The sequence below is a fragment of the Paraburkholderia sp. HC6.4b genome (assembly GCF_014200875.1).
Lineage (GTDB): Bacteria > Pseudomonadota > Gammaproteobacteria > Burkholderiales > Burkholderiaceae > Paraburkholderia > Paraburkholderia tuberum.
Map to the genome: position 1 here is coordinate 97409 of NZ_JACHDC010000001.1, position 23294 is coordinate 120702.

21 protein-coding genes and 1 pseudogene are annotated in these 23294 nt (G+C 62.8%); 5 read left to right on the top strand and 17 right to left on the bottom strand.

What is annotated here, in order from left to right:
- The first annotated feature begins 2 nt into the window (after positions 1–2).
- Both HDG34_RS00420 and HDG34_RS00425 read left to right on the top strand, forming a co-directional pair.
- Positions 3–269, top strand: coding sequence for a helix-turn-helix transcriptional regulator (locus HDG34_RS00420; protein WP_184056811.1), 267 nt, complete (start codon positions 3–5; stop codon positions 267–269).
- Positions 266–1612: a type II toxin-antitoxin system HipA family toxin gene (locus HDG34_RS00425; protein ID WP_184056814.1), complete on the top strand. Its 1347-nt coding sequence runs from the start codon at positions 266–268 to the stop codon at positions 1610–1612. The genes HDG34_RS00420 and HDG34_RS00425 overlap by 4 nt, the downstream gene beginning before the upstream one ends.
- Positions 1613–1707: 95 nt before the next feature.
- Here the strand turns inward: HDG34_RS00425 and HDG34_RS00430 are convergent, their stop codons facing one another.
- The 12 genes from HDG34_RS00430 to HDG34_RS00485 all read right to left on the bottom strand — a co-directional run bounded on the left by HDG34_RS00430 (position 1708) and on the right by HDG34_RS00485 (position 12855).
- Positions 1708–2220: an ureidoglycolate lyase gene (locus HDG34_RS00430; RefSeq protein ID WP_184056817.1), complete on the bottom strand. Its 513-nt coding sequence runs from the start codon at positions 2218–2220 to the stop codon at positions 1708–1710.
- Positions 2217–3227, bottom strand: a complete 1011-nt coding sequence (gene alc, locus HDG34_RS00435) for an allantoicase (protein WP_184056821.1) — start codon at positions 3225–3227, stop codon at positions 2217–2219. The genes HDG34_RS00430 and alc overlap by 4 nt, the downstream gene beginning before the upstream one ends.
- 66 nt (positions 3228–3293) lie before the next feature.
- Positions 3294–3815, bottom strand: a complete 522-nt coding sequence (uraD, locus tag HDG34_RS00440; RefSeq protein ID WP_090800522.1) for a 2-oxo-4-hydroxy-4-carboxy-5-ureidoimidazoline decarboxylase — start codon at positions 3813–3815, stop codon at positions 3294–3296.
- On the bottom strand, positions 3812–4762 hold the full coding sequence (gene puuE, locus HDG34_RS00445) for an allantoinase PuuE (RefSeq protein ID WP_184056824.1): 951 nt from the start codon (positions 4760–4762) through the stop codon (positions 3812–3814). The genes uraD and puuE overlap by 4 nt, the downstream gene beginning before the upstream one ends.
- Positions 4763–4956: 194 nt before the next feature.
- The gene (locus tag HDG34_RS00450) at positions 4957–5739 is read right to left on the bottom strand and encodes an aspartate/glutamate racemase family protein (RefSeq protein WP_184049210.1); all 783 of its coding nucleotides are present in this window, start codon (positions 5737–5739) and stop codon (positions 4957–4959) included.
- Positions 5740–5787: 48 nt separating this feature from the next.
- Positions 5788–7269 (bottom strand): NCS1 family nucleobase:cation symporter-1, encoded by a 1482-nt coding sequence (locus HDG34_RS00455; RefSeq protein ID WP_184056827.1) that lies wholly within the window; start codon positions 7267–7269, stop codon positions 5788–5790.
- Between the two features lie 367 nt (positions 7270–7636).
- Positions 7637–8350 carry a GntR family transcriptional regulator gene (locus tag HDG34_RS00460; RefSeq protein WP_184056830.1) on the bottom strand — a complete coding sequence of 238 codons (714 nt, stop codon included), beginning with the start codon at positions 8348–8350 and terminating at the stop codon, positions 7637–7639.
- A 319-nt stretch (positions 8351–8669) separates the two neighbouring features.
- The gene (ldcA, locus tag HDG34_RS00465; protein ID WP_184049200.1) at positions 8670–9596 is read right to left on the bottom strand and encodes a muramoyltetrapeptide carboxypeptidase; all 927 of its coding nucleotides are present in this window, start codon (positions 9594–9596) and stop codon (positions 8670–8672) included.
- 26 nt (positions 9597–9622) lie between these two features.
- Positions 9623–10351 (bottom strand): tRNA adenosine(34) deaminase TadA, encoded by a 729-nt coding sequence (tadA, locus tag HDG34_RS00470; protein ID WP_184056833.1) that lies wholly within the window; start codon positions 10349–10351, stop codon positions 9623–9625.
- A complete protein-coding gene (locus tag HDG34_RS00475) occupies positions 10348–10749 on the bottom strand; it encodes a DnaJ family domain-containing protein (protein ID WP_018417683.1) in 402 nt (133 codons plus the stop codon). The genes tadA and HDG34_RS00475 overlap by 4 nt, the downstream gene beginning before the upstream one ends.
- Before the next feature lie 459 nt (positions 10750–11208).
- Positions 11209–11832: a 2'-5' RNA ligase family protein gene (locus HDG34_RS00480; protein WP_184056836.1), complete on the bottom strand. Its 624-nt coding sequence runs from the start codon at positions 11830–11832 to the stop codon at positions 11209–11211.
- A gap of 120 nt (positions 11833–11952) precedes the next feature.
- Positions 11953–12855, bottom strand: coding sequence for a LysR family transcriptional regulator (locus HDG34_RS00485; protein WP_184056838.1), 903 nt, complete (start codon positions 12853–12855; stop codon positions 11953–11955).
- Between the two features lie 125 nt (positions 12856–12980).
- On the opposite strand from HDG34_RS00485, the gene HDG34_RS00490 reads away from it, so the two are divergent.
- A complete protein-coding gene (locus tag HDG34_RS00490; protein ID WP_184056841.1) occupies positions 12981–14264 on the top strand; it encodes an MFS transporter in 1284 nt (427 codons plus the stop codon).
- 51 nt (positions 14265–14315) lie between these two features.
- Entirely contained in the window at positions 14316–15296 is a 981-nt protein-coding gene (locus HDG34_RS00495) for an amidohydrolase family protein (protein ID WP_184056844.1), read from the top strand.
- 384 nt (positions 15297–15680) lie between these two features.
- Here HDG34_RS00495 and HDG34_RS39760 read toward each other — a convergent pair.
- From HDG34_RS39760 to HDG34_RS00520, 5 genes and pseudogenes are all read right to left on the bottom strand, one after another.
- Positions 15681–15911, bottom strand: a pseudogene (locus HDG34_RS39760) (PAAR domain-containing protein); the annotation flags it as partial.
- Between the two features lie 110 nt (positions 15912–16021).
- On the bottom strand, positions 16022–16432 hold the full coding sequence (locus HDG34_RS00505; protein ID WP_184056847.1) for a hypothetical protein: 411 nt from the start codon (positions 16430–16432) through the stop codon (positions 16022–16024).
- 12 nt (positions 16433–16444) lie between these two features.
- Positions 16445–18778 (bottom strand): hypothetical protein, encoded by a 2334-nt coding sequence (locus HDG34_RS00510; RefSeq protein ID WP_260320952.1) that lies wholly within the window; start codon positions 18776–18778, stop codon positions 16445–16447.
- Between the two features lie 76 nt (positions 18779–18854).
- On the bottom strand, positions 18855–21227 hold the full coding sequence (locus HDG34_RS00515) for a type VI secretion system tip protein VgrG (protein WP_184056852.1): 2373 nt from the start codon (positions 21225–21227) through the stop codon (positions 18855–18857).
- 213 nt (positions 21228–21440) lie between these two features.
- Positions 21441–21692 carry a hypothetical protein gene (locus tag HDG34_RS00520; protein ID WP_184056856.1) on the bottom strand — a complete coding sequence of 84 codons (252 nt, stop codon included), beginning with the start codon at positions 21690–21692 and terminating at the stop codon, positions 21441–21443.
- 139 nt (positions 21693–21831) lie between these two features.
- On the opposite strand from HDG34_RS00520, the gene HDG34_RS00525 reads away from it, so the two are divergent.
- Positions 21832–23292, top strand: a complete 1461-nt coding sequence (locus tag HDG34_RS00525) for a DUF3375 domain-containing protein (protein WP_184056859.1) — start codon at positions 21832–21834, stop codon at positions 23290–23292.
- The last annotated feature ends 2 nt before the right edge of the window (positions 23293–23294 follow it).

Here is a 23294-nt window from a genome sequence, read left to right on the forward strand (position 1 = left end):
AAATGACCAACCTCGCCGATGTCTCGGACATGCTGAAAGCCGTGCGACGCGACAGCAAACTATCGCAGGAAGAACTTGGGCGCCGCGCGGGCGTGGCCCGCACGACCGTCGCGCGGATGGAAACGCTCGCCAGGAACGATATGAGCGTGTCCGTGCTCGTGCGCCTGCTCGAGGCTGCCGGTTACGACCTCAAGTTCGTCGCGCATGGACATGGCCGCACGCTGGAAGACATCCTCGCTGAACAGCGCAACCCGGACGCGCAGCCATGAAGCTCGACGTTCAGGTGCTAGGCAAGAACGTTGCCACGCTGTTTCGCGAGCGCGACGACTATGTCCTCAAATATCACGGCGATGCGAGCGCGGCCGACTTCGTCAGCCTGACGATGCCCGTGCGCGAAGAGCCTTGGCGCTGGCCACGCGACCTGCATCCGTTTTTCCGGCAGAACCTGCCCGAAGGCTATCTGCTGAATCTGATCCGCGAGCAATTCGGGCCCTTGCTCGACGGAACCGACCTGTCACTGCTCGCCGTCGTGGGCTCGATGGGGATCGGCCGGGTCACCGTGACGCCCGAAGGCGTGGCGCCGGGCACCGAACTCCAGGCGCTCGACGTCCAGCACATCCTGCACGGCGACAACACCGCCGACCATTTCGCGCAACTCGTACGTGAATACGCGCGAGCGGCCATTTCGGGCGTCGTGCCGAAGTTCATCGCGCCGCAGGCGCAGTCTGCCGCATCGACACCGTTGCAGCTCGGTAAGCCGACGATTCGAACGAGCCGTCACATCGTCAAAGGTTCGGACGACAACACGCCCTTTCTCGGTTTCAACGAGTTCCATTCGATGCGGGTGCTGGAGCGGCTGGGGGTGGCGCACGTTGCGCGCACGCGGATGTCGGACGATGGCAGGGCGCTCGTCGTCGAGCGCTTCGATGTCGACGCGCAGGGACTGCCGGCGTATGGCGTCGAAGACTTGTGCGGTCTGCTCGGCTTGCCACCGCACGAAAAATACAATTCGACGAGCGAGAAAATGCTCAACGCGGCAAGAGCGTATCTGCTCGATCGCGACACCATGCGGATGCAACTCCAGCAGCTCGGCTGGCATTTGCTGACGAACTACGTCGTGCGCAATGCGGACTGCCACACCAAGAACGTCGCACTGTTCTATACCTCGGTCGACGACGTTGCGTTCACGCCCGTCTACGATGTCGTGACGACCCAGGCTTATCCGCGCTTCGCAGCCAATCCGCCCGGGCTGCCTGTCGACGGCCGCAAAACCTGGGCAGCCGGTAAAACGCTGGAACGATTTTTCAACACGCGCATGGGCATCGCCCCGCGGCAATATGCGCAGATGGTTGAAGCGCTGTGCGACTCCGCTGTCGACGTCGGCCACGAGTTGATCGAAGCAGCGCGCAACGAACCGCAGTGGCGTGCGCTCGCCAAGCAGATGCTGCATGCGTGGGACGACGGCATGACATCGCTGCGCTCGCCGAAGAAAAGCCTGCAATTCAGGGGGCTCAAGCCGGCCATCGAAGCAGCGGGATTTTCGGCGCCGGAGCCGCCCGATCGGTCAAGGGAAGTCATTGGGCATTCGCCGCTGCTTGGCAGGCGCAAGTGATCGCCATCCATGCAAAAAAGCCCACGACGTAACGCACGTCGCGGGCCTGTTCTTCGAACCACAACGCTGCCGACGACCCGGCAGCTGCATCGCCATCAAACCGCCACCGCGCTCAGCGCATCTTCCGTGAGCCACAGCGACTCCGCCAGATCCTGCTCGTTCAGATTGAGCCCCTCGCCGCCACGATCGACGACGATAAAGTCGCTCGCCTCGCCCAATGCGATCAGCGGATGGTGCCACACGCCTTTCGCGTAGTTGACGCCCTGCCAGCCAGTGGTGACGAACGCGCGGATCTTCTTCGTGTCGAGTTCGCCCGCGGGCGCGACGACGACCAGATACGGCTTGTCGTTGAGCGGCACGAACGCCTGGCTGCCAAGCGGATGACGCTCGAGCATCTTCACTTCGAACGGCAGCGTGCGCGGCTGGCCACGAAACAGATTGACGAGCGTGCGGCCGTGCTCGTCGGCCACGTCGACTTTCGCGAGGTCGTGATAGCGGATCGTCGTGCCGAGGTTGATCGGAATCTGCTTCGCGCCTTCGAGTTCGATCACGTCGCCGAATGCGGCGAACGCCGCTTTCGTCAGCGCTTCGATGGCGAGCGCTTTCATTCGAGCGTACCCCACAGACGCAGACGCGACACGCCACCGTCCGGATAGATGTTGAAGCGCACATGCGTAACGGGCCCGAGCGCCGCGATCTCGCTCTCGAAGAAATGCTGCTTGTCCATCTGCAGTTTCTGTTCGCCGAGCAGCACCGGCCAGAACATCGCCTGCGTGACGAGCGAGCTGTCGGTCCCGCCCTTCACGTACGCGGCCTGGATCGAGCAGCGATCCGGATAATTGCCCTTGAAGTGCGCGGTGTCGACTTCGATCTTGCGGATCACGCCCGGCTGCGCGAGCGCGATGATCGCCCAGTCGTTGCCCGGCTCGCGACGACGACGCGTTTCCCAGCCGTCGCCCATATTCACGCCGCGACCCGGCATCAGCAGCGTCGAGGCCGCGCCGAAGTGCTGGTTGTTCGCGCCGACCAGATACGCGCCGTTTTCCATCGCCGCGAGATCGAACTGCTCGGTGCGGCTCGCGCCGGCCCAGTCGACCTGCGGCTGACCGTAAACACGCAGACGCGCGATGCCGCCGTCCGGATAGATGTTCACGCGCAGATGCGTGTACGCGCTCGCGTCGCCGACTTCGAGGTAGTGGTGGCTATTGCCCTGCAACGTGGTCGAAGGCACGATCTCGGTCCATTGCGTCGCCTGATTCGGCTCGCCATCCGCAACGCGCGCCGCTTCCACCGACGCCGCCGGCGGGAAGTTGCCGGTGAAGTGGCTCGTGTCGAGGTCGAGTCCCTTGATCACGCCGGGCCGCGCGAGCTTGACGATGCACCAGTCGTAGCCGGTCGTGCGCTTGCGACGCGTTTCCCAGCCGTCCATCCACTTGCCGTTGTCGTCGTACTTGCCCGGAATGAAGACGGCCGGTTCCGGATTCAGCATGCGGTCCTTCGGCGCGAAGAATTCGTCGCTGGCCTCGAGCGCCTGCGCGCCCAGACGCGGGTCCGCCAGGTTCACGTAACGGCGCGTGAATTCCGGTGCGTTGGGGTCGAGAATCGGAAGTGCCATTTTGTCGTCCTTGAGATCGATTGGTGCGGGAAAAACGTTACGGCTCGCTGCGTGACGCAGTGCGCGTCACGCGCCGATCAGGTCGTCGAGCCGCAAACGTGCAATGCGATAGATCTGATCGAGGCTCGCGCGCAGTTCGTCGGCGCGGCTGTTGTTCACGCGCGATTCGAAGTCCGCGATGATGCCGTGGCGGTCGTAGCCGCGCACCGCGAGAATGAACGGAAAACCGAATTTCTCGCGATACGCTTGATTGAGCGCATGCAGCTTGTCGAACTCTTCCTGCGTGCATTGCGCGAGACCCGCGCCGCTTTGCTCGCGCGTCGACTCGGCGGTCAGCTCGCCGCGCACCGCGGCCTTGCCGGCCAGCTCCGGGTGCGCGTTGATCAGCGCGAGCTGCTTGTCCTCGCCAGACGTTTCGACGATCTGCGACATCCTGCGATGCAGCTCGTCGATGCTCGCGAACGGCCGCTCCCGCGCCGCGACTTCGGCGACCCACGGCGAGTGCTCGAAGATGCCCGACAGCGCCGCGACGAACGCGTCGGTCGAGATCCTGTTGAGTTGGTCCAGGGTGTATTGCATCGCCTTCATGCCGCAGCCTCGCGGTTGTCTTGCTGGTAAGGATGAGTTTCGTGCCAGTGCCGCGCGATATCGACGCGCCGCGACACCCACACGCGATCGTGCTGTTCGATGTGGTCGAGAAAGCGCTGCAGCGCCCGGAAACGCCCCGGCCGCCCGAGCAGCCGGCAGTGCATGCCGATCGACAGCATCTTCGGCACTTCGTCGCCCTCTTCGTACAGCACGTCGAATGCGTCGCGCAGGTAGGTGAAGAAGTGGTCCGCGGTGTTGAAGCCTTGCGGGGTGGCGAAGCGCATGTCGTTGGTGTCGAGCGTGTACGGCACGATCAGTTGCGGCACGGTCTTGCCGCCCGCCACCTCGACGTCCATCCAGAACGGCAGGTCGTCGCCGTAGTAATCGGAGTCGTACAGGAAGCCGCCATATTCGGCGACCAGCCGATGGGTATTCGGACTGTCGCGGCCGGTGTACCAGCCGAGCGGCCGCACGCCGGTCACGCGCTCGATCGCCTCCAAGCCGAGGCGCATGTGCTGCGCTTCCTGCTCCGGCGACATGTCCTGATAGTGAATCCAGCGATAGCCGTGGCACGCGATCTCATGTCCGAGTTCGACGAACGCCCGCGCAACGTCTGGATGCCGTTCGATCGCCATGCCGACGCCGAACACCGTCAGCGGCAGGTCGCGCCTTTCGAATTCGCGCAGGATGCGCCATACGCCCGCGCGCGAGCCGTATTCGTAGATCGACTCCATGCTCATGTGCCGCGCCGGATACGCCGCCGCGCCCACGATCTCCGACAGGAACTGCTCGGAAGCGGGATCGCCGTGCAGCACGCAGTTTTCGCCGCCCTCTTCGTAATTGAGGACGAATTGCACCGCAACGCGCGCTCGCCCCGGCCAGTTCGGATGCACCGGGTGGCGGCCGTAGCCGATCAGATCGCGCGGGTAGTTCGGGTCGAGTGGCATGGTTTGACGGATGCGTAGTGACGGGACCAGGAATGCGCGTGAACGCGGTTCGAAACCCCTCGGCAACGGTGCGGGGTTCACACGTGTAGCCACGCAACAGGCGGCTTCGGCGGCTGCGGAAACCGCAGCGCCGAGTTGACCCAGTGTAGCGAAAACACCCCGGTGCGCCCATACAGCCGGGCAGATAGTGCGTGTTACAGCGAGTGTATGTGCGAGTCCGCCGACTCGGCGTTTACCCGCAGCGGACCGGGGCTGAACGACGCGAGCGCGCCGTCGTAGCGCTTCGCGAGCGGCCGCGCGTAGTCGCCGCGCTTGGCCGTCGCGAGACGCAGCGTCACCAGCGCCTCGGTCCATTTGACGGCCGCCGTCACGCCTTCGATCACCGGCGCGCCGAGCGCATCCTCGATCTCCGCGCACAGTTCGGCCATGCCCGCGCAGCCGAGCACGATCGCGTCCGAGCCGTCCTCGGCGAGCGCGCGCCGGCATTCGTCGAGGATGATGCGGCGCGCCGCCGAGCCCGGCTGGTCGAGATCGAGCACGGCGACGTCGGTCGCACGCACGTTGCGGCAGAAGCGCTTCATGCCGTAGCGCTCGGCCAGATGCCAGGCCATGCCGCAGGTGCGAGCGAGCGTCGTCACGACCGAAAAGCCCGGCGCGAGCACGCTCGCCGCGTGCATCGCCGCCTCGGCGATGCCGATCACCGGGCCGCGCGCCAACTCGCGGGCCGCATAGAGACCGGGGTCGCCGAAGCACGCGATCACGTAGCCGTCGCAACCGTCTAGTTCGCCGGCCGCGACTTCGGCGAGCAGACCGGGCGTGGCGAGCGCTTCGTCGTAATAGCCCTCGATCGACGGCGGCCCCATCGTCGGATTGACGGCGATCACTTCGGTGCCGGGCGCGGCGACGTCGCGTGCGCAGCGCCCCATCGCCTCGGTCATGCGGCGCGTCGTGTTCGGATTGATCAGTTTGATACGCATGGCGACTCCTGTTCGACTCGTTATTGCAGCGGCGAAAGCCCGTGAAACTCAGCGTGCGAGCATCCGGTAAAACAGCGCGCCGAGTCCCGCGCCGATGAACCACGAGAAATTCGCGCAGCCGTCGAGCCCCGGCACCATCACGCAGATCACCGCGATCAGCGCGGCCGGCAGCAACGCGGCCACCGCGCGATAGTTGACGCCGTTGCGATACCAGTACGAGCCGCTCGGCGCGACCGTGTACAGATCGTCGAGCACGATCTTCTGACGCTTGACGAGGTAGAAGTCGACGATCAGGACGCCGTACAAAGGCCCGATGAAGCTGCCGAGCACGTCGAGCGTGTAGTGGATGACGGCCGGATTGTTGAACAGGTTCCACGGCGTAATGAACACCGACGCGACCGCCGCGAGCATACCTCCCGCGCGCCAGCTGATCAGACGCGGTGCAACGTTCGAGAAGTCGAAGGCCGGCGACACGAAGTTCGCGACGATGTTGATGCCGATCGTCGCGATCGTGAAGGTCAGCGCGCCGAGAATCACGGCCATCGGATAGTCGATGCGGCCCACCGTCTCGACCGGGTCCGTGATCAGTTCGCCGAACACCGGCAGCGTGGCCGCGGTCGTGATCACCGTGACGAGCGAGAACGCGAGGAAGTTGACCGGCAGGCCCCAGAAGTTGCCGCGCTTGACGCTGCGAAAGCTCCTGCCGTAGCGCGAGAAGTCACCGAAATTCAGCATCGGTCCGGAGAAGTACGACACCACCAGCGAGATCGCCGTGATCATCACCGGTACCACTTCCATGCCGTGAAATTTGACGCCGCCGAGGTTGATGCCGATGTTGCGCCAACCCGCGCGATACACCATGTAGCCGGCGAGAATGAACATCACGACGTAGACGGCTGGCCCGGCGAAGTCGATGAACTTCTTGATGGTCTCCATGCCGTGCCAGAACACCAGCGCCTGCAGTACCCACAGCAGCATGAAGCCCGCCCAGCCGAGCGTCGACAGACCGAGCAGACCATGCCGATGCACGTCCGCATACGGCAGCAGTTGCGGCACGAACTTCAGCACGACGATCACGAGCGCACTCGACGCGAGATAGGTCTGGATGCCGTACCACGCGACCGCGATCAGGCCGCGGATCACTGCGGGGACATTCGCGCCGAGCACGCCGAAGGTCGCGCGGCACGCGACCGGATACGGCACGCCGTTCAGTTGGCTCGGCTTCGCGATCAGGTTGCACAGCACGTTCACGAGCGTGATGCCGATCAGCAGCGACACCAGCACCTGCCAGCTCGTCAGGCCGAGCGCGAACAGACTCCCCGCGAATACATAGCCACCCACGCTATGCACGTCCGACATCCAGAACGCGAAGATGTTGTACGCGCTCCAGTTCTGCGCGCGCAGCGGCGCGAGGTCCTTGTTGTAGAGCCGCTCGCTGTAGCCGGCCGGCATCGACGGATCGGTTTGAGCCGTGCCGTCCGGATAGTTGGAGATGGGGTGACTGCCTGGCGCTGCACTGAACTGAGCCATGATTCCTCCTTTGGATAGGGACCGTCGAAAGAGCATCGACGGACATTGCATCGGCCATGCCAGTTGCTCGCTTCTCGTCCCGCGTGGGTCGAAGAAGTCGGCGTCGTGGTTCCGGACCGTGCCGCGCGTGTCTCCGTACTGACGTACTTGTGGTTGTCGCATCGCCAGCCGCCGCGGCTTTCCGGCGATGCGTCGCTACCCGAACTCCGTCGTCTCGCGACGGACGTGCGTGTTCAGGCCGGCGGCGCTCACGCGAGGCCGCCTGGCCGTGCATCTATCGGTTCAGTTCAATTCAGTGCGGCGCGCACCACGAACGGGCGCTCGCCTGCTGCTTGCCTCAGCCTGGGGTGGAGTCGGCTTCGGCTGTCTAGGTGGATGCTTCTTTCGACGCAAGCGCGCCGAATACTTCATGCAGATCCGCTGCCCCGCGCGCGGGGCGCTCCAGCATCTTCAACTCGACGCTTTGCAGATGGTGCGACATCAGCGCGGCCGCCTGCTTCGCATCGCCGGCGTCGAGCGCGGCGAGAATCGCTTCGTGGTCCTCGAACGAGCACGGGCTGCGTCCGAGCGATTCGTACAGCGCGGAAATCAGCGTGGAACGCGCGACCAGCCCGTTCAGGCAATCGCACAGCACTGAGTTGCCGGTCAGGTTCGCGAGCTCCGTATGAAACTCGCCCGACAAGCGGATCCATGCCGGAAAATCCCGCGTTTCGAATGCCTTGCGTTCCCGGCCGATCATGCCGCCGATGTTCTTCAGACGCCGCATGCCGTGTCCGCTACAGATCTTTTCGACGACGGCCAGCTCGATGATGCGGCGCATTTCGAACACCTCGTGCACCTCCTGCAACGACGGACTCGCGACGAACGCGCCACGATTCGGCTCGAGATCGACGAGGCGCTCAGTCGCCAGCTGCGACAGCGCCTGGCGGATGGGGCCGCGCTTCACACCGAATACTTCGCATAGCTGAGCTTCGGTGAGCTTCGCGCCGGGTGCCAGCCGGTGCTCGAGGATCGCCGCGCGGATGCGCTCGGCGATTGCTTCGGGCTTCGAACTGTTCGCGACGGATTCGGTGTCGGACATGATTGGCGTCTCGGTATGTTGGTCATCATAGGGCGGACGCAAATATTGTCAACAATTTTTGCGTCGATTTTCGACAGTTTTTGTGCTGCGTGGCGTCAGCGGAAGGCTGTGAGCCAAGCTGCACGGCTGTCTGGCGGGAATCTTACCCGTTTTTTATAATGCCAAGACGAGTACTGACAGCCAGTTTTTGTCAACAAAAACTGCAAACATTGGCGATGGGTGTGGGAGGTGGTGAGTGTGGAGATGCTGACAGTTAGTTGCGTTACTGACGCAATAAAAAGCGGGCGATCCGCCCGCCGCCGCTCCGCCCACGACGGCTTCAGCCAATGCTCGGATAGCCCGACGCCGTCAGCCTGAAGCCATGCGCATTGGCGACCAGATGCGCGTCCGCGCCGACCGGCAGCGTCACCATGTTATGAACGTGCCCGAACTGCAGCCCCGTCACGACAGGAATGCCGATCAGCGAGCGCACTTGCTCGACCATCGCGTGCAGGTCGTAGCCGTTGTCGTAGTCGTACGGCTTGCCGCCCGAGAAATCACCGAGCACGAGCGCCTTCTGCTGTGCGAGGATGCCGGCCAGATGTAGTTGATAGATCATCCGCTCGATACGGAACGGCTGCTCGTTGACGTCCTCCACGAACAGGATGCCGCCCTGCACCGGCGGCATGTACGGCGTGCCGACAAGCGACGCAACCACCGCCAGATTGCCGCCCCACAGCGTGCCCGTTACGTCGACGCTCTGCGCTTGCGGCGTGTCGCTCGCGACCGTGATGGTCGGCTGCGTCAACGCCGACCAGAAATGGCGCATCGTGAATTCGCTGAGCTGCTCGGCGCCGAAATCACTCATCAGCATCGGGCCGCCGAAGGTCTTCAAGCCGGCGCGCGCGAGCAGCGCCAGTTGGATCGCGGTGAAGTCGCTGTGACCGACCAGCGCTATCGGCTGATCGGCGAGCCGCCGCTGCAGCCCTTCGTAGTCGAGACCGTGCAGAATCCGCACCGCGCCGTAGCCGCCGCGCACGGCCAACACGACATCGGGCAGCTCACGCGATGGATCGGCGAGCCGGTTCAGATCGGCCGCGCGCTCGCCGTCGGTGCCGGCGAAGCGCTGGTAGCGGCGCTTCGCGGCCTCCTCGCCGTCGACTCGATGCCCCTGCGCACGCAGCCGATGCAGCGCGCGATGCAGCACCTCCGGATCATGCGGATAGCCGGATGGCGCAATCAGTTCGATGGTGCGAGAAGCGGTCATGGCGAGACCCGTTGGGCGTTGTTGTTTTAGAGCGGCGTGGTTGGGGGCGGTTCGCTGCTGGAGGGTGTGGCGGTGTCCACGGCCGCTTCGGCCGCTTCAGCCGTTTCGCCACGCGCCGCCGCGCGGGCTGCGCGACTCGTCCGACGCCGCTCGGCAAAAAACGACCTGAGCGCGGCACCGCATTCGGCTTCGAGGACGCCGCCGCTGACCGTCGTGTGATGGTTCAACTGAGGATTCGCGAACGCATCGACCACGCTGCCGCACGCGCCGGTTTTTGGATCGCGCGCGCCGAACACGACACGGGCGATGCGCGCGTGCATGATCGCGCCGGCGCACATCAGGCAAGGCTCGAGCGTCACATAGAGTTCGCAACCCGGCAGACGGTAGTTTTGGAGCGACTGCGCGGCTGCGCGCAGCGCGACCATTTCGGCGTGCGCGGACGGGTCATGCGCGCCGATCGGATGATTGAAGCCTGTGGCGATGACTTCGTCGCCGCGCACGAGCACCGCGCCGACGGGCACTTCGCCGGCTGCGCGCGCTTCTTCGGCGGCGGCCTGAGCGAGCGCCATGAAGCGCAGGTCGCGTTCGGAGATGATGGGAGCGTCGGAATTTCCGGGAGGGATGGCGGCAGCGGCCATCGGGTGATCAGCCGCCGGTGCGAAGACCGCGCCGATGCAAGCGCCAACGGATTTCTCGCCGGCCTCGGCTGGCGCAGAAGAGCCGATCGAGGCGGCACACGGGAGCGGCTCGTTCACTGCGAACCCGCGGCGGCCACATCGACATTGCCCACGCGCTCAGAGAGACGCTCCGCGATGCGGCGGCAATATTCGCGCGGCAGGACCATCGGGCCGCCGCGCAGCGATTCGAGCGCCATATCGAGCGCGAGCATGCGCGCCTGGAGACGGCAACGGGTCGGCTGATCGCTCACGGCATTCAGCTCCGTTTGCAGATCGCGCAACGCGCGAAGCTGCTCGACGGCGGGCGGCACGAAGCCCGCATTTTTCAGAATCCGGTTGGCGACGCGCACCTCTTCCGGCACCAACGCATCGTCGTCAAGGGCCAGCGGCGCGCCCGCTCCCGGCAAGTCGTCGAATTCTCCGCGCGCAGCGGCGGCGGCAATACGCTGTTCGACAAGCGCATCAAGCAATTTCATCTGCAATCCACAACGTTGCGGCCCGAGCATTCTATCAGGGAGCGCACGGACGCTCCGTGCTCACTTGACGGCATAAAGGCGCCGATTTGCCGGCAACCCGGCATTTGACGGTGCTTCAGCGTGGACTTAGAGTAAGTCATCAAGTCGCACAACGCGCGCGGCGCTTAACCGGCGCGGCACGCAGAGGTTCCCTCTCGTCGAATTTGACGCCGCCATGCCATTCAAACCGATCGGCCGTCCCAGTGCTCTTCCCGTCCAAGCGTCTCGGCGGATCGGCGTGCGTAGCGCGCTGGCGGCGATTACCGCGGCCGCGCTGCTTTCCGGCTGCGGCGTTTTTTGCGGTGGCGCCGCGGCGAGCGGCGGAGCCTATGCCGGGGGCTGCGGGACGAGCGTGCGGTTCTAGCCGGCGCCTCGCGAAACAGCCGCGAATTCGTTACCGAGGTGGCCTATGCCCCTCCCTCAGCTCGGCCCCACCAACGGCCAACGCGCGAGGACGACATGTCTGGTCCGTCCCAGCAGGCTGTGCATCAGCGCAAACTCGCGCACATTCCAGCACGCCGCCTCGGCCGTATGGCGCTCGATCCACTGCATCCCGTACGCCAGCGTCATGTGCGGCGTAAAACGTGCGTCGGGCTCGATGCCGTCGTCGCGCAAGCCCGCTTCGAGCGCATCGTGAAGCGCTTGCAGTCCGTGCACACCGTGCTCGCCCACCAGCACCGCCGGCCCAAGCCGCGGCCTTTTCGCGAAGCTGGCGACCGCGTCGAATTCGACCGTAAATGGCGCCATGCTGACCGCCGCGGCCGCCCGTTTCGCCGCCTCGACCACATTCGCCGGCAAGCCGCCCGCGAAATTGCCGAGATGCCTGAGCGTGACGTGCAAGCGGTTCGCCGCGAGCGGTTTGCCGCGCACGCCGCTGTGCCCGCCGCTACGCACGCCGCTGCGCATGCGTGCCTCCGCACAAAGCTGCTGCGCGAACTTCGCGATACCGGCCGCGGTATTGGCATCGGGATAGACCGCGAAAAAGAGCCCGTCGGTGGGCGGAGACGGCGCCTCGAGCCCGGGCAACCACAGTTGTTCAGGCATCGCGCCTCGTTCCTTCGCTGATTCTTTCCGTCGATCCGCACACCGCCGCACAAGCGGCCCATTGCAGTCATGATACTGTATATTCATACAGTATGACAGGCCGTGTGCAACTGCGACGCGCTACAGATCGGCCGGCTTGCCGATGCGTTTGTACCAAAGCTCGATAAACGACTCGGCCGCCGGCGACAGCGAATGCTCGGCGCGTCGGATCAGATTCACGTCGCGTGTGACGAGCGGCGCTTCGAGCCTGCGCGCGACCAGATCGCGATGTGGAAACGACCCGAGCAGAATGCCCGGAAAAATCGCGATGCCGAGACCGGCCTGCACCATCGAAAGCCCGGTCGTCATATAGGACACTTCGTACTCGACCGCCTTGCGCATGCCGAGCGTGAACAACGTTTCGTCGATCAACTTGCGGATGCCGCTCGTCGACTTGATGCCGAGCCACGGATACTGCAGCGCATCCTTCCAGCTCACACGCCGCTTTTTCGCGAGTGCCGAATCCTTGCGGCAGATCGCGCACAAGTTGTCGCGCGCGAGGCATTGCAGCGTGATGCCCTCGGGGCGCTCGCTGATCGTGCCGATGCCGAACTCGACGTCGCCCGTCAGCGTCGACGCGGTCAGGCGATCGGGCGCGGCGTCGTCGACCGAGACCTCGATGTTCGGGTACAGCGCGCGATATTCGGCGAGCAGTTTCGGCACGATCGCCGCCGCGATCGACGGCGTCGCCGCGAAGCGCAGTCGACCGCGCTCACGCCCGGCCAGTTCCTTCACGCTCGACTGGATCGACTCGAGATCACGCAGCATCCGCTCGACGGTCGGCAGGATTTCATGCGCAGCCGCGGTCGGCCGCAACGAGCGCGACGTGCGGTCGAACAGCCGCAGGCCGAGCGCCACCTCCATTTGCCGGATCAATACGCTGACCGCGGGCTGGGTGATGAACATCTCGTCGGCAGCGCGCGTCAGCACGCCGAAACGGCAGACGAGCGCGAATGCACGCAACTGTTTGATGGTTGGAGTCATGGAAGCGCAATCATAAAGTTACTTTATGGGACCATTGATTTTGTTCGATTGTTTTCATTCGGACAGTACCCTACATTGCTCTCCTACGCAGCGCACAGCCGTTCAAAAAACGACAGGAGACAGTCGTGACAGCAATCGATTCGCGCAAACGCTTGATCGGCGCAATGGCGTCGACGCTCGGCAATGTGCTCGAGTGGTACGACTTCGTCGTGTTCGGGTTTCTGTCGATCATCATCGCGAAGCAGTTCTTCCCCAGCCACAGCGAGTACGCCGCGCTGATGCTCACCACGGCGACGTTCGGCGCGGGCTTCGTCGTGCGGCCGCTCGGCGGGATTCTGCTGGGCATGTACGCGGACCGCAAAGGCCGCAAGGCAGGCCTCACGCTCGTCATCGCGATGATGACGGTGGCCGCCGCGATGATCGCGCTCACCCCCGGCTTCCAGCAGATCGGCCTGATCGCGCCGGCGATCGTGCTGTGCGCGCGTCTGTTGCAGGGCATTTCGGCCGGCGGCGAATTCGGCACCGCGACCGCGATGTTGATCGAATATGCACCGACAGCGCGCCGCAATCTGTATGGCAGCTGGCAGATGTTCGCGCAGGCCCTGGGCGCGTTGCTCGCGGTCGCGATGGGCAGCGCGCTCACGCATCTGTTCACGCATGAGGCGCTCGAGTCGTGGGCATGGCGCATTCCGTTCCTGCTTGGTCTGCTGATCGGCCCGGTCGGCTTCTATATCCGCCGCAACCTGCCCGAAACCGAGGCGTTCCAGAAGCTTGGCGCGCGTGTGAAGGTGCCGTTCTCGCGCGTCGTGATGCACTATCCGCGCGAGTTGTTCGTCGCGACCGCGCTGTCGGCCGCGCTCAACGTGATGGCCTACGTGATCATCACGTATCTGCCGATTTACGCGGTGCAGAACCTGCATATGCCGGTGACGCTGCCGTTTTCCGTGCTGCTCGCGAGCGTGCTGCTGCGCGTGGTGACGATTCCTCTATTCGGTCATCTCGCGGATCGCATCGGCGGCGAGCGCATGATTCGCGTCGCGCTCGCGCTGTTTCTCGTCGTGCTGTACCCCGCTTACTACTGGATCGTCAACGCGCCGTCGTTCGCATCGATCATGTCCGTCGAACTCGGCTTCGCGCTGCTGATCAGCGCGTCGAACGCGCCGATTCCGACCGCGCTCGCCGGCCTGTTCCCGACCGAAGTCCGCTCGACCGGCCTCGCGATCTCGTACAACATCGGCGCGGCCGTTTTCGGCGGCTTCTCAGCGATGGTGCTGACGTGGCTGCTGCACGTGACTGGCAACAACATGATGCCTGCGCATTTCTGCGCGGTGTTCTTCGCGCTCGGCCTTTTCGGCGCGTTCATGCTGAAACGCCGCGCCGCGCCGGTGAACGAGTTCGCCACCCAGTAGCCCGCTCATCCCCGTTTTCCTCTTACCCGCACTTTCTCCGGGAGATCCCGCATGCCTGTCATTGACGTTCATACGCACATCTTCACGCACAAATGGCTCGAACTGCTGCGGCAGCGCGGCGGTGCGTACAACATTCAGACGCGCCCCGACGGTCAGCAGGAAGTGTTTCGCGGCAACACGCCGGTCGTGATTCCGCAAAAAGGCCACTTCGATTTCGACATGCGGATCCGCCAGATGGATGAATCGGGCATCGATATTTCGGTCGTGTCGCTGACCTGCCCGAACGTGTACTGGGGCGATCAGGCAACCAGTTGCCTCGCCGCGCGCGAATCGAACGACACGATCGCCGAAGCACAGGCCAGATATCCCGGCCGCATCCGCTGGTTCACGTCGCTGCCGTGGGAATATCCGGAAGCGGCGCTCGAAGAACTGCGCCGCACCTGCGAGAACGGCGCGAGCGGCGTGATGGTGCTCGCGAACATCGCGGGACGCAGCCTCACCGATCCGATGTTCGCGCCGATCTGGGCCGAGATCGACCGTCGCGCGTTGCCGGTGCTCGTGCATCCGACCGATCCGCCCGGCGTCGATCTGATGGACATGACGAAGTTCGATCTGAGCTGGGCGGTCGGTTTCATGTTCGACACGACGCTCGCCATCACGCGGATGATCTTCGAAGGCTTCTTCGATCAGTATCCGAATCTGAAGCTCATCGCGTCACACGCGGGCGGCGCGTTGCCTTATCTGGCGGGCCGCTTCGAGAAAGGCAACGAGGTCGAGATCCCGCAACGTCGCAAGATGAAGCGCAAGCCGATCGATTATCTGCGCCATATCTACTACGACTGCATCACGTATAGCCCGGCGTCGTTCGAATTTCTCGTCTCGGTGGTCGGCGCGGATCGCGTGATGTTCGGGACCGACTGGCCGCATCAGGTGTACGACATTCGCGGCGCGTTCGCCAACACCGCGCGTCTGCCGAAGGAGCAATGCGACGCGATCCGCGGCAACAACGCGCTGCGGGTCTTCGGGTTCTGACGCGAGTCGCGGCGGCAGCGAGGACCTGATGCGCCGGGATACGCTGGCAATTCTGTTCTCGCAACGACACCTCGCCCTTGTGCCGCGCGCGACGACTACCGCGGCGCTCGCGCGACCAGATCGTCGAGCAGCGCCGCGTAGGTGGCCACCAGACGACGGTTATCTGGCAGGTAGCGGGCGAACGACGTATGCACGTCGTGGCAATCTGTCGCTTCGATAGCCCTACGCGCGCCCTCTTCAACGTCGTTGAAAGCAGTATCTGAATATATATGGGGAAAGTTGCGTGAATGCAACAGGACAGGCCGGAGAGGCCTGCCCGGCAGGGGTTTCACCCATGGCCGGCAATCCGGGCAGAAAAGAGGCCGGTGGTGAGCCGGTGCGCCAGAGCAGACGGCAGCCGCACGCGCAGCGGTAATGATGGAAGGCAACCTTCTTGCCGTCGCGATCGGGAAATTTGGCGTAGCCCTCGTCAATCGTGGTTGGCCCGTGCTGCTCGCAGATCGCCTCGTCGCCCTTGCGGGCGAGCGGGCGGCCCATCACTTCGAACCACGGTGAGCCGCCTGTGACTTCGCCGCCATGTTCGAGCTTGTCACCTTTACGGATAGGAGACTTCATAGTCTGCACCCAAGCTAGTTAATTATTTTTCACAATACGCGTTGCAACCCGCCGTCTAAACATCGGATCGAAGGATCTAATTTTCATCGTAACCGACTCAATCATTTAAGTTATTGCTTACACGTACCCATTATTATTCCAAGATTATCTAGACGCTGTCGCGCAAAATTAAGAGTCAATTCACTCCCGACCCACCCTATGAGATTGTTGGCTTTATTTTCAACACCCCCCTCCATGCGAGACGCCTCACTCAAATAATTCGTCGCAAGAGCAGAGCAGGCCGCTCCATTTTTAGATTTTATATCCGAAATCAAAATATCTATTTTCTTATTTATATCTGCAACGCCCTCGTCATAACACTGCTGAATAATCATCCCGCAACCCGCCTGGCAATTCAAGCGATCATGCTTCGTGCGATTCATACAAATCTGATAGGCATCGGCATCTAACGCCTTCGAAAACGCTGCTGTAGATCCCACTACAACCAATGCAAGCAGAAGAATACGAAAAATCGCTTTCATGCGTATAACTCCTTAACTTGGACGAGACAAATCGACAAAAACCGTGGCTTGCCGCGGTGTCGCGACGTTAATTTTTGCGGCAGCAGGTATCCAATCGGTAAAAATATTTTGTGTATACCAAGTAAAGGCAAATCTTTCGAAATAGCCAAAAGGCCCACCGTTTACGAGCTTATTCACTTTATCGATAGTTGCCCCCGAAATCCCCAAATCGGCTACACGGCTAATATTTCGAGTCCCGTCATGGTGCTTCCAGATCCAAAAAAAACCACCACTATCACACGCTGCGAACGAATCAGCTCCAACAACATCTGGGTCGTACCGCGGCGCCCAGAGCTTCGGCACTCCGACGACAACTATCTGCCCATGCACCTTCTTAGTGGGATCCTCCCAGTAATGGAGAGACGCTGGCGTAATTCTTGGATCGATGTATGACCCGGGATTATTTGGCTTAGCCGAAAATTTCCCGTATGCCTCATATCCGTTGGCCCACGTCAATTGCATGATTCCTCGACCATAGAACGCACCGTAATATTGAGCCATCGGAATATGCGGATTGGCAGCACCTCGCCCATATTCAATAAACGTCTTCCACCGATCGGTTTCAATAAATGTCTGAGCCAAAAAAATAGCCAATCGCTCTGGAGACAAATTAAGTGAATACTTTCTAATCGTCTTGTTGAGGTCCGATAGATGCGAAGAGACGCGCTCTGCCACCTGATCCGACGACAATGTATTTGCCAATGGCTGACGAAGTGCGCCAACCGAGCTGAACCACGCATGCGCCGGCATCAATTGCTTTGATTCCTGCACTCCAATCCACCCGCACTTTCTAAAGTGGCGAATAAATGCCAGAGGATGGAAAAACCATAGCTCCTGCCCGGCGAGCGGAGTCTTGTCCAGAAACTGGAACTTGCTCAGGAAGTCCGTGAACTTGGTGTACCCATCGGGGTTGGTATCCTTCTGCTTGCCAAAAAAGCCATCCGGGTCGTTCAGGTCCTTGTAGCGCTCCTCGTTGTTGGACGCATCCCACTCGCTGCGCGCCTTGAACACCATCCCCCGGAGCTTTTCGTCCACGCCATCGGTGTTCTGCACATAGCTGGCAAGCAGCAGGTTGACCTCATTGTTGTTGTTTGGATCAGCTTCGAGCGGCTGTGCTGATGGCAGCGAATCCTGAATGCCAGTCAACCCGCAAAGCGTCGCGTAATCACATCGTCCAGCGTCGTTGAACGGCGTGTTGTCGCCATCGACCTTTTGCCAACCCGTAAAGAACGGGAAATCCGCGTCGGACAACTTCCTGATCGCGTCCGGCGCGATGTTGACATAGCCCAGCGTACCGTTCTCGTCAAACGGCACCGCGATCCAGGTAGCAGGGGGTATTACGGTCGAGCCCTGCTGCGAAAGAATACGTCCAAACCGCAGCATCTCATAACCATCGCTCGGACACGCCGGATAGAGGGCCATCGCGCGCTCATACAAGTCGTATTCGTACTGTTTCTGGGCGTTGTCGTAGGGGTCTGCGACAGGGCCGGGCGTGAGCAGCGTCACCTTGCCGCTACCACCCTTATCGATCCACGCACGCGTATAGCGTCGCCCCTTGTTGAACCAGGCTTCGACATAGAGTGTGTCGTGTTCGTCAAGCGGCCCCCCCGGCAGTTTGGGAAACCACTTCTCATCCATGCCTGCCGGCTGGGGAGGGAACTCCTGAGGGCCGGAAATGATGAAATAACTGTGCCCCCAATAGTCGCCCGTGGTCGGCTGGGCCGGATTTTTTACCCCGATCTGTACCTTGTCGAACCAGTCCGTGAAATCAGTGTCGGCCATGAAGATTTCGAAGTGCAGATGCGCCACACCCTGATGCTGGCCGACGTAGCCAAGCAAGTCCTTGCGATACACCTTCTTCGTGCCGCCCGCCTGGACCACCCCATCCTTGCCCCCTGCCGTATCGAGCAGCCATTTGGGCAGCGCATTCGCCGAGCCGGTCTCTGGCGGATCGTTAGGCTGGGGGACGATGTCCTCCTGGCTGGTCATGTCCAGCAGATGCATGTAGAGCGAGTAATACGTGATCGTGCGTCCGTCGCCCGTGTCGGTCTTGTGTCGCAGCAGGACGAAGCCGGCGTTCGAATTCGGCACCGGCAGGCCGGTTTTCGGATCCACCGTGCCATCCGAGATGCGATTCTTGCAGACCCGGTACGCAACAACATCCCCATCGGCGATCGCGCGCACCGGCTCTGCCTGGCCCGCGCCCTGCGTACCCGGATTCAGATGGATGCCGCAATGAAAACGCCGGTCAAAGGTGACCGGCCAGACCCCGTGATGGCCGATCTCGAACGGGTCGACGAGGTCCATCATGGGGTCCGGTTTCGACGCGTCGCTGGCCGTCAGGCCCGACGCGGGAAGGAAGGGAGGGCTGATGATCATGGCTTCAGTGGGACGACGAATACGGATCGGAAATCTTCAGGCTGCTTTTCGGCAGGGAAGGCAGCTTGGCCGGCACGTTGTCGGGTCCGACGAACGTGAACGAGCCGGCCTTGATGGTGTATGCGCCGGGGCAGTGGAACGTGATGTTGCCGCCCTCCAAGACAACCGAAGCCCCACCGCAGTTGAGCGAGATCTTCGACTTCGCCGACACCTGCACGTCCGCACTTTCGCTGGCGACACGCAACTGCTTCTGCGCGAACAGATCCATGCCGTCAGTGAGCGCCGCCGCCGTAAACTTCCCCTTCGCCGCGGTGAGGCTGAGACCAAGCTTGTGCGCGCACAAGGAAATCAGCTCACCCGCCACCATGCGCAGTCGCTTCACGATGCTGACGTCCATGTCCTGGCCCGCCGTGACGATCACGTTCTGGCCCGCCGAGTACTGCGCCGATTTCGGCGTCACGAACGCCATGCCGCCGGGGGCGCTGGCGAGCAGCCCCGCGTCGCGCAACTGGTTCAGCCCATCGAGGAGCGCCGACTGCACGGCGCGGTCGGCCGGATCAGCCCCGGCCTGCGTGGTCGCGGTTGCCAGATCCGTCACGCGCTGCAGCGCGGCCTTGAGCTGCGCGACGGCGGTGGGCATGTCGAGGTGCTGCGTATCCGCCCCGGCCGGTGCATCCGCCGAGAGGAACAGGCCCTTCGCCGCGCGCATCGTGCCCCACGATTTCGTGGTCGCCTCGAACCCTTCCCCGCGAGGGAGCTTCTTGCTGTCGAGCAGATAGCCCTGGTTGAACGCGGTCTGGCTGTACACGGTCGCAATGCGTGCGCTTTCCTTGCCCTGCAGATCGTTAAAAACGACCTCGGCTCCCAGCAGCGGCGAGCGCCAGGTGGCATAACTGAACAGTGCATCGGTGCCCCGCACCGGATCCTGGTGCGAAAAATCGTGCAGCGCGCCGCTGATGTGCATGCGGTCCACGTCCCGGTTTTCGCCGTCGAGCAGCACCTCGGTCCCCGGCAGCAGGGGGGAGTGGAAGCCGCCCTGGTACGAGGACGATGGACGCAGCAGGCGCAGCTTCAGCACCTTGTTGTCGGTATTGCCCGAGCCCTGCAGGAACTTCGGCAGAACGGCGTAACGCCCGTGGTCGTCCATGTCGCCGTATGGCACGGAGTCCGATGTTGTGACCACGCCCACAACGGGGCCTGCCAGAAAACGCCAGTCCCGCTGGTAGTCGAACCGGGGCCGGTAGGCCAGATGGGCAGGCATCGCCTTGAAGCGCGTAAAGGCCGGCTTCATGCGGCTGCCCTTCATCCTGAACGACGTGACCACGAAGCCGTATTCGGCGCTCGCGAGCTTCGTGTTGGTGAGCTTGATCACGACGCCCGCGGCGATGCCTTTCGCATCGCTCTCCCCGGCAAGCGTGACCTGACGCGCGATCTGCTCGTCGCGCCGGGTCTGCGCGAACGCCTCGCCCTGCGCCGGCGTCAGATGGCCTTCCGCGCTGCGGCTGATCTGGCCGAACACCGAACGGTCATCGGCCTCATCCGAGACGCTCGCCGTGGCCCGCAGCGGATCCTCCGGGGTGCGGTAGTTGCGCTCCCACAGTTCGATGGTCGCCGGCACCAGCGTGCGCTGCGCGTGCACCGCCTGCGCCGCCTCATGCCAGTTGCTGCTCAGGCCCGAGGCGGACAGCAGCGGCACGTCGATCGAGCGGATATAGGCACGCGGATTGTTGGCGAATACGATGGTGTCGAGCTTGCCGTCCTCGCCGCGTCCCTGCTTGTAGAACCAGAAAACACCGAGGCGGCGGCAGTGGCGGGTGATGAAGTTCCATAAGGACTCCTCGTACATCACCACTTCTTCCATCTTCTCCTGCAGCCCTTCGATCTGGAACTCGACATCGAAGGCTTCGAAGTTCTTCCGGTCGACCAGCGCCTGCGTGAGCATCTCCTGAAATGTCACGTCCTTGTAGACGTCGCTCCTGATGATGCGTTTGCAGTAGGCGACAAAGCGCGGCTCGATGAGCAGCCGGTAGGCGGCCTCGTCGCGGCTCGTGCGGATGCGCTTCCAGCGTGTCACGACCCCGTTGAGGGTGGCCGCCGCGTGATCGACCGGTTCGGTCCAGCTCGCCGAAGGCACCGCGGCGCGCTCGTCGACCTGCAGGCCCGCACGCCACCCCACGTAATCCTTGCCGTCAATATCGAGTTGCGGCGACGTAACCGTGATCTCGACCCTGTAGTCCTTGCAGAATCCGCCGCTCACCTTGAAGTCCAGCACGTCGAGATCGTGCTTCTTCCTGCCGATCCACAGCGTGAGGTGCTGGGTCAGCCGCGCGCTCGGGTGGCGCAGTGCGTCCGCAAAGCTCTTCGTCACAGCAGTCATACGCCATCCCTGTCCGGTTGAAGGGAACGATACGAAATCGGTGCATTCGCAGCGATTGGTGGCCGAATTTAGGGGCGGCAACACAAAGCGTCAATCGTGTTGACGGGCGGGTGTCTGAAATTTTCAACGGCTCTATCAAATAGCGATAAATCGCGACTCCGGCCATTTTTCAAGATGGCAATACGTGATAAGGGCACCGAACCGGTTGGTGCGTTAGGGGGAAATCGACGGCGCGGATGGGGACGCGGGCACGGTGATGGCGGCGATTGCCCCCTTGCCCTTAATGAAACCGCGCCTGCTCACGAGAAGCTGAAGCTCGTTGAACTCGTCCCCGTTCATGAGAGGCGGATAATAGCCCTTGGGCAGAAAGGTCTGTCCGTCCGCCGTGACCGTCTTGTCGCCCATCAGTGCGCTGGACCCGCTAATCCGCTGCACTCGCGTCGCCGGATATTTTTCGCTGATCACTACACCGCCAGAAACACCGTGAGACTCATTCCAGAGCGGAGCCTTGCAAAATTGGGATGACAGTCGGAGTAGGATACTGGCCTTTTGAGCCAAAGATCGGCGATCTCCTCAGGGAGGCCGAACCCGTCATCTCGCACCGATGCCCCTCGACTACCCAACCCTCGATGCGCTGCGCACGCGCCATCCCGCTTGGCGCCTGTTACGCTCCGACCACGCGCCGCTCGCTGTCAGCTTCCTGCACCGCGTGTTCGTCGCGCCAAACGTGCGCGTGGTGGCGGCTCCGCTTCTTGCCGAAGCACTCGAAGATGAGCTTTACGCGTTGCGCGAACAACTCGGCGATGACGCCTTCCCGAAGCCGGCGCTCGAGTATCTGAACGACTGGGCCAGCCCTGAAAAGGGATGGTTGCGCAAGTACTATCGCCAAGGATCCGATGAACCGCAGTTCGACCTGACACCCGCCACGGAGAAAGCGATCGCGTGGCTCGGCACGCTGACGGAACGCAGCTTTGTCGGCACGGAATCGAGGCTCTTGACACTTTTCGAGCTGCTGCGGCAGATGGGCGAAGGCAGCGAGGCGGACCCCGAAAAGCGTCTTGCCGAGCTCCACACGCGGCGCGGCCAGATCGACGAAGAAATCGCCCGCGTGGAGGCCGGTGACGTTCGGCTGCTCGACGATGCCGCGCTCAAGGACCGCTTTCAGCAATTCATGCAGATGGCGCGCGACCTGCTCACGGATTTCCGTGAAGTCGAACAAAACTTTCGGCTGCTGGACCGACATGTGCGCGAGCGAATCGCGCTCTGGGAAGGATCGAAGGGTGCGCTCATCGAGGAAATCATGGGCGAGCGCGACGCGATCGCCGATTCGGACCAGGGCAGCAGCTTCCGGGCGTTTTGGGACTTCCTGATGTCGAGCCGCCGTCAAGAGGAACTCTCGAAACGGCTCGAGCGCGTGCTGGCGCTGCCGGCGGTCATGGAAATGAGGCCCGACGCGCGCACGCGGCGCGTCCACTATGACTGGCTGGAAGCCGGCGAGCATACGCAGCGCACGGTAGCTCAGCTCTCGCAGCAGCTTCGACGCTTCCTCGACGATCAAGCGTGGCTCGAAAACCGCCGCATCATGGACATTCTGCGCGGTATCGAAACGAAAGCGCTTGCGCTGCGCGAAGCGCCCCCACCAGGCCCCGTCATGGAGATCGAGACCGCATCCACTGACATCGAGCTGCCGATGGAACGCCCGCTTTACGCGCCGGCGCTGCGCCCTCTCATTGCCAACGTCTCAATCGAAACCGGTGAGGCGAACCTCGATGCCTCGGCACTCTACACGCAGATCGTCGTCGATCGCGCGCGCCTCGCAGGCCATATCCGCCGATGCCTGCAAGATCGGCCGCAAGTGACGCTTGCCGAACTGACCGCTTCGCAGCCTCTCGAGCATGGGCTCGCCGAGCTCGTCGCCTATTTGCAACTGAGCGCCGAAGCTGGATCATTTCGCGCGACCGTCGATGAGACCATTTCCGATACGATCGAGTGGCAGGCGAACGACGCCAACGGAACACCAATCATTAAGCGCACGACGATGCCGCGTGTGATTTTCACAAGGTAGAG

Excerpts from the sequence above, each read along its gene's own strand:
- HDG34_RS00420 (WP_184056811.1), top strand. The coding sequence starts at position 3 with ATGACCAACCTCGCCGATGTCTCGGACATGCTGAAAGCCGTGCGACGC.
- HDG34_RS00425 (WP_184056814.1), top strand. The coding sequence starts at position 266 with ATGAAGCTCGACGTTCAGGTGCTAGGCAAGAACGTTGCCACGCTGTTT.
- HDG34_RS00430 (WP_184056817.1), bottom strand. The coding sequence starts at position 2,220 with ATGAAAGCGCTCGCCATCGAAGCGCTGACGAAAGCGGCGTTCGCCGCA.
- alc (WP_184056821.1), bottom strand. The coding sequence starts at position 3,227 with ATGGCACTTCCGATTCTCGACCCCAACGCACCGGAATTCACGCGCCGT.
- uraD (WP_090800522.1), bottom strand. The coding sequence starts at position 3,815 with ATGAAGGCGATGCAATACACCCTGGACCAACTCAACAGGATCTCGACC.
- puuE (WP_184056824.1), bottom strand. The coding sequence starts at position 4,762 with ATGCCACTCGACCCGAACTACCCGCGCGATCTGATCGGCTACGGCCGC.
- HDG34_RS00450 (WP_184049210.1), bottom strand. The coding sequence starts at position 5,739 with ATGCGTATCAAACTGATCAATCCGAACACGACGCGCCGCATGACCGAG.
- HDG34_RS00455 (WP_184056827.1), bottom strand. The coding sequence starts at position 7,269 with ATGGCTCAGTTCAGTGCAGCGCCAGGCAGTCACCCCATCTCCAACTAT.
- HDG34_RS00460 (WP_184056830.1), bottom strand. The coding sequence starts at position 8,350 with ATGTCCGACACCGAATCCGTCGCGAACAGTTCGAAGCCCGAAGCAATC.
- ldcA (WP_184049200.1), bottom strand. The coding sequence starts at position 9,596 with ATGACCGCTTCTCGCACCATCGAACTGATTGCGCCATCCGGCTATCCG.
- HDG34_RS00475 (WP_018417683.1), bottom strand. The coding sequence starts at position 10,749 with ATGAAATTGCTTGATGCGCTTGTCGAACAGCGTATTGCCGCCGCCGCT.
- HDG34_RS00480 (WP_184056836.1), bottom strand. The coding sequence starts at position 11,832 with ATGCCTGAACAACTGTGGTTGCCCGGGCTCGAGGCGCCGTCTCCGCCC.
- HDG34_RS00485 (WP_184056838.1), bottom strand. The coding sequence starts at position 12,855 with ATGACTCCAACCATCAAACAGTTGCGTGCATTCGCGCTCGTCTGCCGT.
- HDG34_RS00495 (WP_184056844.1), top strand. The coding sequence starts at position 14,316 with ATGCCTGTCATTGACGTTCATACGCACATCTTCACGCACAAATGGCTC.
- HDG34_RS00505 (WP_184056847.1), bottom strand. The coding sequence starts at position 16,432 with ATGAAAGCGATTTTTCGTATTCTTCTGCTTGCATTGGTTGTAGTGGGA.
- HDG34_RS00510 (WP_260320952.1), bottom strand. The coding sequence starts at position 18,778 with ATGGACCTCGTCGACCCGTTCGAGATCGGCCATCACGGGGTCTGGCCG.
- HDG34_RS00515 (WP_184056852.1), bottom strand. The coding sequence starts at position 21,227 with ATGACTGCTGTGACGAAGAGCTTTGCGGACGCACTGCGCCACCCGAGC.
- HDG34_RS00525 (WP_184056859.1), top strand. The coding sequence starts at position 21,832 with ATGCCCCTCGACTACCCAACCCTCGATGCGCTGCGCACGCGCCATCCC.